Source organism: Devosia sp. ZB163 (assembly GCF_028613635.1).
Taxonomy (GTDB): Bacteria; Pseudomonadota; Alphaproteobacteria; order Rhizobiales; family Devosiaceae; genus Devosia_A.
Genome location: NZ_JAQRMY010000003.1, coordinates 657,086 through 668,419, shown reverse-complemented (window position 1 = coordinate 668,419; position 11,334 = coordinate 657,086). Strand labels below are relative to the sequence as shown.

Sequence of the window (11,334 nt, the reverse complement as noted above, 5' to 3'; positions counted from 1 at the left end):
CCATGGCCGAGGAATTCCTGCGCATCGAGAAGCTGGTCAAGAGCTTCGGCGGCAACCCCGTCGTCAAGGGCGTCGACCTCGGCTTCAACAAGGGTGAGTTCGTCACCCTGCTGGGTCCATCCGGCTGCGGCAAGACCACGATCCTGAGGATGATCGCCGGGTTCGAACGCCCGGACTCCGGCCGTATCGTCGTCGAAGGCAGCGACATCTCCGGCCTCGCGCCGAACAGGCGCAAGATCGGCATGGTGTTCCAGGCCTATGCGCTGTTCCCCAACATGAACGTCGCCGACAACATCGGCTTCGGGCTGAAGATCGCCGGCATGCCCAAGCCCGAGCGCGACGACCGCGTCGAGGAGATGCTGAAGCTGATTGGGCTTTCGGGCTACGGCAAGCGCTACCCGTTCGAACTGTCCGGCGGCCAGCAGCAGCGCGTCGCCCTTGCGCGTGCCCTGGCGCCGAGTCCCCGCATGCTGCTTCTCGACGAACCGCTCTCAGCCCTCGATGCCAAGATCCGCGTCTCGCTGCGCGAGCAGATCCGCGAGATCCAGCGCGAGCTCGGCATCACCACGGTGTTCGTCACCCACGACCAGGAAGAGGCGCTGTCGATCTCCGATCGCATCGTGGTGCTCAATGCCGGCAACGTCGAGCAATTCGGCAAGCCGTTCGACATCTACAACCGACCGGCGACCAAGTTCGTCGCGACCTTCGTCGGCACGCTCAACACTCTCAACGCGACCGTCACGGATGCCGCGAGCCGAACCGTACGACTGGGCGATGCCACGTTCGCCATCCCTGCCCTGCCCGCCAGCGCCAGCAACGGCGATGCCGTCGCCCTGACCATGCGCCCCGAGGCAGTCTCCCTCGCCAATGGCGTCGCCCGCGACATCGTGCTCGAGGGCAAGGTGGCGGAAGTGGCATTCCTCGGTTCGGTCATCCGGCTCAAGGTCGACCTCGGCGGCAACACCATCAGCCTCGACACCTTCAACGACCAGCGCACCCCGCCCCCCGCGCATGGCACGCCCGTCCGCCTCGGTATCGCGTCCAGCGACGTTCTGGTGCTAGGAGACTGACAGGCCGACGATCGCCTTGGGGGCGCCGACTTGAACATCCTCTTCATCACCGCCGACCAATGGCGCGGCGACTGCACGGGTTACGCCGGCCATCCGCTGGTGGAGACGCCCAACCTCGACGCGCTGGCGGCCGACGGCATCGCCTTCCTCAACCACTACGCCCAAGCGGCGCCCTGCTCGCCGGCGCGGGCCGCGCTCTATACCGGCCTCTACCAGATGAACAACCGGGTCTGCCGCAACGGCAGCCCGCTCGCCGACCGCTTCGACAACATCGCCAAGGCGGCTCGACGCGCCGGGTACGATCCAACCCTGTTCGGCTATACAGACGTGTCGCTCGACCCGACCAACCGGCACCCGAACGACCCGGATCTCACGACCTACGAGGGCGTCCTTCCCGGATTCACCACCCGGGTGAAGCTGCCGGAGCACGAGAAGGCCTGGCTCAGCTGGCTGCGCTCCAACGGCCTCGAACTCGGGGGCAGCGACGATGCACATCTGCCGGTCGACGCGCCGCCTGGTGTGGTCACCAGCGCACCGCCGGCCTACGACGCCGACCAGACGCAGAGCGCGTTCCTCGCCAACGAGTTCATCCGCTGGCTCACCGAGCAGGACAGCGAGCGTCACTGGTTCGCCCACCTGTCCTTCATCCGCCCGCATCCGCCGTTCATCGTGCCTGCGCCCTACAACACCATGTTCTCTCCCGACGAAGTGACAGCACCGACCCGTGCCGTCTCGCCGGACGCCGAGGCGGCCCAGCACCCGTTCCTCGAGTACATGCTCGAGTCCGTGAACCGCGACAGCTTCATTCCTGCGGCCGAGGGCAAGGTTGCATTCTGGGGCGAGCGCGATCTCCGGCAGATCAAGGCGACCTACTACGGCATGATCGCCGAGGTGGACGCCCAACTCGGACGTGTCTTCGAGGCCGTGCGCGAGCGTGGGGACTGGGAAGAGACGATCATCGTCTTTACCTCCGACCACGCCGAGATGATGGGTGACCACCACATGCTCGGCAAGGGAGGCTACTTCGACGGAAGCCAGCACATCCCGCTGATCGTGCGCCACCCCAAGGAGGCGCGCGGCAGGCGCGTCGAGACCTTCACCGAGTCCATCGATATCTTCCCGACGCTGCTCGAGGCCATGGACGTGGAGCCCATGCACGAGCCCGACGGCCGCTCGCTGCTCCCCCTGATCCGGGGTGAAGGCCCGCCCGAATACTGGCGCGATGCCGTGCACTGGGAGTTCGATTTCCGGGATGTCGCCCGCGGCAGCGCGGAGAACTGGTTCGAGCTCAAGTCCAACCTGCTCAACATGGCCGTGGTTCGTACCGACAGGTGGAAGTATGTCCACTTCGCCAAACTGCCGCCGCTCCTCTTCGACCTCAAGGCGGACCCGCACAACTTCCGCAACCTCGCCAGCGACCCTGCGCACGCCGCGATCCGTATCGAGATGGCCGAACGTCTGCTGAGCTGGCGGGCGCAGCACCTCGACCAGACCCTGGCGCTGAAGGAACTCACGCCCGATGGGGTGGTGACGAGACGCATCTGAGCCCCTAGGTTGCGCGCAACATGAGGACCACGATGACCGACCCGTTCGTCTCTACCGCCTGGCTCGCCGAGCATCTCGAAGACCCCAGTGTCGTCGTGGTCGACGGCAGCTGGTACCTGCCGGCAGCCAGCCGCGACCCGCGCGCCGAGTATCTCGCCGGTCACATCCCGGGCGCCATCTGGTTCGACGTCGACAAATACGCCGACCTCACCACCAACCTGCCGCACATGCTGATGGAGCCGGCCGCATTTGGTGAGCTGATTGGCCGACTGGGCATCGGCAGCGACATGACCATCGTCGTCTACGACGGCATGGGCCTCTTCTCCGCCCCCCGCGTCCGCTGGACCTTCGAGACCATGGGCGCCCGCGACGTTCGCATCCTCGAGGGTGGCCTGCCCAGGTGGAAGGCCGAGGGCCGCCCGACCGATGCCGGCGAGGCGACGCGACCCGCCACCAGCTTCACCGTCAGCTTCGACGACAAGGCCGTCGCGAGCCTCGATCAGATGCAGGCCTTCTCGCGCTCCGGCACCCGCCAGATCGCCGACGCTCGCCCCGGCGCCCGCTTCCGCGCCGAAGCTCCCGAACCGCGCCCCGGCCTCAAGTCCGGTCACATGCCCAACGCGGTGAGCGCGCCCGCCGACACCCTCGTCGCGAATGGCAGCCTCAAGCCTGCCGAAACCCTGCGCGCCCAGTTCGCCGCCGCCGGGATCGACCTCACCAAGCCCATCGTCACGACCTGCGGCTCCGGCGTCACCGCTGCAACGCTGAAGCTTGCGCTCGAGCAGGCCGGGGCGAAGGACGTCATCCTCTATGACGGCGCCTGGGCCGAATGGGGTGCCCGGGACGACACCGAAGTGGTGAAGGGGTGACGCTCAGCCCTTCGAGATCCGCCAGCTTCTCACCTCGAACGGCCTGAGCGCGGCGCCCTCGCCGCGATCCATCGGCTCTTCGAGAATGTTGAGACTGCCGCTGACCTCCCAGCCCGACGGCGCGGTCACAGCAAACTCGCCACGCCGGCCCGACGGCTCGTAGACGCGCAGGATCAGGCCGTCACCATCCTCGGCCGCCTTGAGGCCCGAGAGCGCCGCCGGGATACCCTCGGTGCCGATGGGCGTGAGCGTCACCGCTGCCACGCCGCTCGCGACCGCTGCCAGCATCGGTTGGTTCAGGTCCTCGGCCTCTTCGCGCACCCTGCCCTCGTGCCAGTCCCCGGCATGCGGATAGAGCGCATAGGTGAAGCGCTGACCGCCTTCGTCGGCGAGCGGATCGGGATAGACCGGCGAGCGCACGAGGCTGAGGCCCAGCACGTTGCCCTTGGCGCTGTGCCCGTACTTGGCATCGTTGAGCAGCGCTACGCCGAAGCCCGGCTCGCTCATGTCGATGAAGCGATGCCCCGGCACCTCGAACTGCGCCTGGTCCCACGAGGTGTTGTCGTGTGTGGTCCGCCGCACCACGCCATTGGCGTGCTCGAAGGTGGCGTGCGTGGTGCGCACCGAAACGGGCGTGATCGTGCGCAGCAGGCAGTGGCGATCGTGCCAGTCGATCTCCGTGACGATATCGAGCCGCGTGCCGTTGGCTTCGAGCACATAGGTCTGGATCACTCTCGAGGCCCGGAAGCGGCGGACGACGCGAACCGCCGCCCGTGTGTTGGAATGCTCCGTGACCTTGATGCTCTCGGGCGCATCGAGTTCGATGCCGCTCCTGTCATAGTCCTCCTCGATGTCCCAGGCGTCCCAGTCGCGCGGCTTGTCGCCCGGATAGACCCAGAGCTGGTTGCCGCGACCGTCGAGCGCCTCGCGCCCGGTCGCCTTGTGGACGAGACTTGTCACCGTGCCATCCGCCCCGATCTCGGCCCGGATATGCGCGTTCTCGAGGTGCGTCTCGCTGACCGAGAGCCCCTCCAGCGGTTCGAGCGTGGCACGCGTGAACACCTTCACCGACAGGGGTGGCACGACGTCGGCAGTCGAGAAATGCGTGCCGTCGGACGTCGTGACACGGAGTGGCCGGCGGCTGAGCGAGGGGTTCACCACCACGACAGCGTCGTCGACGTCCCCGTCCGGGATGTGCCCGACGATCGATGACATGGCGATCTGCTGCCGCGCCACGGCCCGGCCATAGGCGTCGTTCAGTTCGCGCTCTGCATCCTCGTAGACTTCGGCGATCGAGGAGCCCGGCAGGATGTCGTGGAACTCGTTCTTCAGCACCACGCGCCAGATGTGCTCGAGGCTCTCTGGCTGCTCGCCGCCGAGCAATGTCGCAAGCGATGCCAGGGTCTCGGCGGTGATCAGCGCGCGCTCGGCCTGTCGGTGCGCCTTCTTGGTCGCGCTTTGCGTCGTGAGCGTCGCCCGGTGCAGTTCGAGGTAGATGTCGCCCTGCCAGACCGGCAGCTGCGTCTGCTGTCCGGTCAAGTGCGCCGCTGCAAAGAAGTCCTCGACCCGCGACCAGCGCGCCTTGGGCAAGGCCGGGAAATCGCGCAGCATCATCTCACGCACGACATATTCCGGCGTCACGCCGCCGCCGCCGTCACCGTAGCCGACAGCCAGCAGCGAAGTCGGGTGGGCGGCCTTCTGCTTGAAGTTCTTCCACGTCTTGTTGATCGAGAGCGCGTTCACCGCGCCGTTGTAGCCCTGCCAGGGATTGTCGAACGTGTGGGTCAGGACGCGCGACCCGTCGATCCCCTCCCACCAGAACAGGTCGGCCGGGATGGTGTTGGTGTCGTTCCAGTTCACCTTGATGGTGAAGAACGAGTCGATCCCGCCCTGCCTGAGCAGTTGCGGCAAGCCGCCCGAGAAGCCGAAGCAGTCCGGCAGCCAGCAGACGGTGTGGCGCACGCCGAACTTCTGCTGGAAGTAGCGCTGGCCGTAGAGGATCTGCCGCGTCAGGCTCTCGCCGGTCGGCATGTTGGTGTCGGGCTCGACCCACATCCCGCCGACCGTCTCCCAGCTACCCGCGGCGACCTTCGCCTTGATGCGCGCAAACAGCGCCGGATCGTCTTCCTCGATCTGCGCATAGTAGTGCGCGGTCGACTGGTTGAAGCGGAAACCGGATTGGGCCAGGTACTCGTTGCTGCCCTCCATCAGCGACACCGCCGTGGAGAAGGTGCGCCGCATCTTCCGGCGCGTCTCCGAGTAGGGCCAGAGCCATGCGAGGTCGATATGGGCGTGACCGGTAAGGGCGATCTGCCCCTGCTGGGGGAAGCGCTTCTGCAGTTCCCTGAGCCGGGCGACGAGTTGCCTGTCGGCGGCAACGACGCTTGCCCGCTGCTCGTCGTCGAGGCCCGCCGGGTTGTCCTTCAGCGGCGGCAGCTGCCAGATCTTCTGCTGACCCGACTGCGGGGCGAAGCGGGCGACGTAATCCTGCGAGCCCGACGGCCAGTCGAGTGCATGGAACGCCTCTTCTGCCGCAGCGATCAGGTGCGGCGTGACCTCATGGTCTTCCAGCTCGTCGCAAGTCTCCAGGATGAGGTGCAGCCGAACCCGAAGCGAGTCCACCGCCGTGTCGAGCCAGTAGAGGCGCGCGCCTGTCAGAACGGGACTGCGGACCGGCTCGCCGAAGGGCAGACGGGCAACGGCCTCGGCCTCGATGCGGAAGTCCCGCGCCTTGACCGGGAATCTCTTATGGTAGGGATCGTTGCCGAAGGCGACCTTCTCGTCGGCATACACCAGCGTCGCCAGCGCCTCGCCACCAAGATCGAGGAAAATCCGCGTTTCACTGAGCGGCCAGTGAGCCGGTACCGTTGCGGCTGCGGCGAACCCCTGCACGCCGTCTCGGCTCGGCCAGGGCGCGCCGATCTCGATTGGCGCGCCGTTGCACAGCCAGCCCCCAACCGGAACCGTCTCGCGCTCGCGCCAGAACAAGAGTTCGCCCAATCGCGCCTTCACCCGGTCCAGCCGCTGCCCGATCGACAATGCCAATGTTACCTCCACCCAAGGTCACGTCCCGAAAACCGGAGCGGACGAAACCACAAGTGCAGAGGGGCCGCTAGGGTAGCGCGCTGCGAAAGGTCCGGAATCCGAATGCGCGCTGTCTGGGGATCAGCCGTGGTTGATCATCACGTGCCGAACGGCGGTGTAATCCTCCAGCGCATAGACAGACATGTCCTTGCCGTAGCCCGACTGTTTCAGCCCGCCATGCGGCATCTCGTTGACCAGCATGAAGTGGGTGTTGATCCAGGTACAGCCGTACTGCAGCCGCGCCGCCGTCTGCATCGCCTTCGACACGTCCTTGGTCCACACCGATGAGGCGAGGCCATAGTCGCTGTCATTGGCCCAGGCGATGGCATCCTCGGGATCGGTGAAGCGGGTGATCGACACGACCGGCCCGAACACCTCGCGCCGCACGATCTCGTCCTGCTGCAATGCTCCGGCGATCACCGTCGGCTCATAAAAGAAACCCCGGTCTCCGGACATGTGGCCGCCGGCCGTGATCTTGATATGCGGCAGCTCCGACGCCCGCTCGACGAAGCTCGCGACACGATCGCGCTGGCGCTTCGAGATCAAGGGCCCGATCTCGTTGAGCGTGTCGTCCTGCTGGTTGTACCTGATCGAGTTGACCGCCGAACTGAGGTCGGCCACCAGCTTGTCGTGGATCTTCGGGCCGGCATAGATCCGGCAGGCCGCCGTGCAGTCCTGCCCGGCATTGTAGTAGCCAAAAGCCTTGAGCCCACTCACCACTGCCTCGATGTCGGCATCGTCATAGACGATCACCGGCGCCTTGCCGCCGAGCTCGAGATGCGTGCGCTTTACCGACTTGGCCGCAGCCTGCAGCACCTTCTTGCCGGTCGCGACGTCCCCGGTGATCGAGATCATGTTGATCTTGGGGTGGTTGATCAGCGCGTTGCCGACGCTTTCCCCGCGCCCGAGAACGACATTGACCACGCCCTCGGGCAGCACGTCGGCGAACACCCTGGCGAGCTTCAGCGCCGTCAGCGGCGTCTGCTCGGACGGCTTGAACACCACCGTGTTGCCACCCGCGATCGCCGGCGCCAGCTTCCACGCCATCATCATCAGCGGGTAGTTCCACGGCGCGATCGAGCCGACGATGCCGATCGGGTCGCGACGCACCATCGAGGTGTGGCCCGGCAGGTATTCGCCGGCGATCGAACCTTGCATGTTGCGCACCGCGCCGGCGAAGAACCGCCAGCAATCGACGATCGCCGGAATCTCGTCGTTCTTGACCGCATTGATCGGCTTGCCGCAGTTCAGCGCCTCCAGCGCCGCGAACCCATCGGCATCGTCCTCGATCGCCTGCGCGATCCGCAGCAGGTAGCTCGAGCGCTGCCCCGGCGTCGTCCGCGACCACGTCGCGAACGCCTTCTCGGCGGCAGCGACGGCCGCGTCGATCTGGCTCTGCGAGGCCTCGGGGATCCCCTTGATCAGTTCCCCGGTCCTGGGATTGAGCACCTGCTCCTCGGTTTCCGTCCCCGCCTCGAACCGCGAGCCGATCAGCATCTCGGTGTTCATTGGTCTCTCTCCCTAACCCTACATGTGTGCGTGGGGCTCACCCCCACCCCGCCCTCCCCACAAGGGGGAGGGAGACCCTCACACCAACTTCGCAGTTTTCGTCTCCCTCCCCCTTGTGGGGAGGGATCAAGGGTGGGGGGCCACACGCACCGGTTCATCCTCATTTCCCCATCCCCGCCACTGACTGTTCGCCACCCCGGCTCAGGTAGAAGGCGAGCAGGATCGGCACGAGCGTCACGACGACCACCACCATTGCGACCACATTGGTCACCGGGCGCTGGCGCGGGCGCACCAGTTCCTCGAGCATCCAGATCGGCAGCGTCTGCTGCTGGCCGGCGGTGAAGGTGGTGACGATCACCTCGTCGAAGCTCAGCGCGAAGGCGAGCATGCCCCCCGCGAGCAGCGCTGTGCCCAGATTGGGCAGGATGATGTAGCGGAAGGTCTGGAACTTGTCGGCGCCGAGGTCCATCGCCGCCTCGATCATCGATCCCGACGTCCGGCGGAAACGCGCTACGGCGTTGTTGTAGACGACCACGATGCAGAAGGTCGCGTGCCCCAGCACGATCGTCCAGAATGAGAACGGGATATCGAGCAGGTTGAAGGCCGAGCGCAGCGAGATGCCGGTGATGATGCCGGGCAAGGCGATGGGCAGGATGACGAGCAGCGAGATCGTCTCGCGGCCGAAGAACCGCGAGCCGGAGACGGCCGCGGCGCAGAGCGTTCCCAGCACCAGCGCAATTGCCGTCGAGATCGCCGCAACCTGAACCGAGAGCGTCAGCGCCTGCCAGACGTCGGGCCGGTTCCAGGTGACCTCGAACCACTTGAGCGTCAGTCCCGGCGGCGGCCACTGGTAGGTCCGCTCCTCGGACGAGAAGGCGTAAAGGAAGATCAGCGCAATAGGGGCGAGCAGGAAGAACAGCCCTGCCCCGGCGGCGAGCTTGAGGCCCCAGGGAGCGCGGGGGGTGTCAGGGCGCATGGTGGCCACCGACGAGTGCCGACGACCACGGGCATGCCTTCTCCCCTTGTGGGAGAAGGTGGCGCGCAGCGCCGGATGAGGGGTCCGCGACACGAAGTGTTGCGCGATCGGAGCGAAGCGAGGAGCGACGGCGTTCGCGGAGAGCACCCCTCATCCGCCCTTCGGGCACCTTCTCCCACAAGGGGAGAAGGCGACAGCATCGACTGCTGGTGACCCTACAGCGCATCGAACGCTCCCATGCGCTTGGCCATCCACAGGTAGAGCCCCATGATGACGATCGGCACGACGGTGAAAGCCGCCGCCAGCGGGATGTTCCCGGCCGTGCCCTGATGCGCAAAGACCGCCTGGCCGATGAAGAACGCGGACGTGCCGATGATCTGCGGGATGATGTAGTCGCCCAGCGTCAGCGAGAAGGTGAAGATCGAGCCCGCGACGATGCCCGGCAGCGCGAGCGGAAAGATCACTTTCCAGAACGTCTGCATGGGCCGTGCGCCGAGATCGGACGAGGCATCGAGGAGGTTCGTCGGTACCCGCTCGATCGCCGCCTGGATCGGCAGGATCATGTAGGGCATCCAGACATAGACGAAGACGATGAAGGTGCCCGTGTAGCTGATCGAGAGCGAGTTGCCGCCGATCACCGGCAGGCTGAGCCAGGCGTCCAGCAGCCAGGTCAGGTGCAACTGCTCGAACACCCAGTTGAGGATCCCCTCCTTGGCGAGGACCAGCTTCCAGGCATAGACCTTGACGAGATAGCTCGCCCAAAGTGGCAACATGATCCCGAGGTAGAACACTGCTTTCCACGCACCGCGCGCGTAGCGAGCTGCCATGTAGGCGATGGGGAAGGCGATGATCGCCGAGGCTACGGTGACGGCAGCCGCCATGATCACCGTGCGCAGGATCACGTCGAGATTCTGCGGCCGCAAGAGTTCGGCATAGGTCTTGAGCGTGAACTCGCGATTGATGAGCCCGGAGAACTCGTCGATCGAAAAGAAGCTTTGCAGCAGCAGCGCGAAGAGCGAGCCGATATAGACGATGCCGAGCCACAGCAGCGCCGGCACCAGCAGCAGGAACACCAGCATCATCGGCCGACGCCAGAAGACGTCGCTCACCGCCCCCAGCACACCGCGGCGGTTGGGGAGGATCGCGCCGGGAGCCGAGGCTGCGACTGCGCTCATTCCTCGGCCTCCATCAGGTGGAGAGCTTCCCTCGCGAAGCCGATCGTCACCGTCTCGCCCTCGACCGGAGCGTCCTCGGCGGACGGCACGACGGCGTTGAGCGTGATGCCCTTGAGCATGATGCCGAGCCGGGTCGTTGCGCCGAGATAGGAGCGCGACACGACCCTGCCGCTCATGGTCGAGAGGCCGGCCCCAGCCCGGATCACGTGGATGGCCTCGGGCCTGAGCGAGGCCCAGCGGCGCTCGCCGACGATGTTGTGGACGAAGGCTGGCGGCAGCACGTTGGAGGAGCCGACGAAATCGGCGACGAAGCGCGAGTTCGGCTTGCGGTAGATCTCTTCGGGCGTTCCCACCTGCATCAGCCGGCCGAGGTTGAACACCGCGACCCGGTCGGCCATCGACAGGGCCTCGCCCTGGTCGTGTGTAACGAAGATGAAGGTGATGCCGAGGGTCTTCTGCAGCGCCTTCAGTTCGTCCTGCATCTGCTCGCGCAGCTTGAGGTCGAGCGCCCCGAGCGGCTCGTCGAGCAGCAGGACCTTGGGCTTGTTGACGATGGCACGGGCCAGCGCCACGCGTTGTCGCTGCCCACCCGACAGCTGGCCGGGCCGCCGGTCGCCATAGCCGCCGAGCTTCACCATTTCGAGCGCCGCCTCGGCCTCGCGAGCCCGCGCCGTCTTGTCGACCTTCTTCAGCATCATGGAGAACTCGACGTTCTCCCGCACATCCATGTGCGGGAAGAGCGCATAGTCCTGGAACACCGTGTTGACGTTGCGCCGGTAGGGCGGCACGCCCTCCACGGCTTCATCGAAGATGCGGATGCCGCCGGTGGTTGGTTGCTCGAAGCCCGCAATCAGCCTGAGGCAGGTGGTCTTGCCCGAACCGGATGGTCCGAGCATGGCGAAGAACTCGCCCTCGCCCACGTCGAGGTCGACCTCGTCGAGAGCCTTCACCGCGCCGAAGTGGCGGGACACACGCTGTAGCGAAACCGCTGCCGTCATCTCAACTCTTGTCAAAGGGCCACCGGGTCACCCCCGCGTAGTCGCGGGAGCTTCCGTTCTCCGAGCCCACCACCAGAACGGATCCGGGCTTCGCGAGAGTGACGCCGG

At 66.2% G+C, this 11,334-nt stretch carries 8 protein-coding genes; 3 read left to right on the top strand and 5 right to left on the bottom strand.

The features are described 5' to 3' along the window. The first annotated feature begins 2 nt into the window (after positions 1-2). From PRN20_RS17050 to sseA, 3 genes are read left to right on the top strand one after another with little or no spacing between them, the layout of a single operon-like run. Positions 3-1,070, top strand: coding sequence for an ABC transporter ATP-binding protein (locus PRN20_RS17050; RefSeq protein ID WP_273958789.1), 1,068 nt, complete (start codon positions 3-5; stop codon positions 1,068-1,070). A 30-nt stretch (positions 1,071-1,100) separates the two neighbouring features. Continuing rightward, entirely contained in the window at positions 1,101-2,615 is a 1,515-nt protein-coding gene (locus tag PRN20_RS17045; RefSeq protein ID WP_273958787.1) for an alkaline phosphatase family protein, read from the top strand. A 32-nt stretch (positions 2,616-2,647) separates the two neighbouring features. Then, a complete protein-coding gene (gene sseA, locus PRN20_RS17040) occupies positions 2,648-3,484 on the top strand; it encodes a 3-mercaptopyruvate sulfurtransferase (protein WP_273958785.1) in 837 nt (278 codons plus the stop codon). A 3-nt stretch (positions 3,485-3,487) separates the two neighbouring features. On the opposite strand, the gene PRN20_RS17035 is transcribed toward sseA, so the two are convergent. The 5 genes from PRN20_RS17035 to PRN20_RS17015 form a co-directional block, all read right to left on the bottom strand. Continuing rightward, a complete protein-coding gene (locus tag PRN20_RS17035; RefSeq protein WP_273958783.1) occupies positions 3,488-6,529 on the bottom strand; it encodes an alpha-mannosidase in 3,042 nt (1,013 codons plus the stop codon). A 120-nt stretch (positions 6,530-6,649) separates the two neighbouring features. Then, a complete protein-coding gene (locus tag PRN20_RS17030) occupies positions 6,650-8,077 on the bottom strand; it encodes a gamma-aminobutyraldehyde dehydrogenase (RefSeq protein ID WP_273958781.1) in 1,428 nt (475 codons plus the stop codon). 160 nt (positions 8,078-8,237) lie between these two features. Beyond that, positions 8,238-9,053 carry an ABC transporter permease gene (locus PRN20_RS17025; RefSeq protein ID WP_273958778.1) on the bottom strand — a complete coding sequence of 272 codons (816 nt, stop codon included), beginning with the start codon at positions 9,051-9,053 and terminating at the stop codon, positions 8,238-8,240. Between the two features lie 215 nt (positions 9,054-9,268). Continuing rightward, positions 9,269-10,228 (bottom strand): ABC transporter permease, encoded by a 960-nt coding sequence (locus PRN20_RS17020; protein WP_273958777.1) that lies wholly within the window; start codon positions 10,226-10,228, stop codon positions 9,269-9,271. Further along, entirely contained in the window at positions 10,225-11,226 is a 1,002-nt protein-coding gene (locus PRN20_RS17015) for an ABC transporter ATP-binding protein (protein ID WP_273958776.1), read from the bottom strand. Before PRN20_RS17015 ends, PRN20_RS17020 begins: the two co-directional genes overlap by 4 nt. Positions 11,227-11,334: the final 108 nt, after the last annotated feature.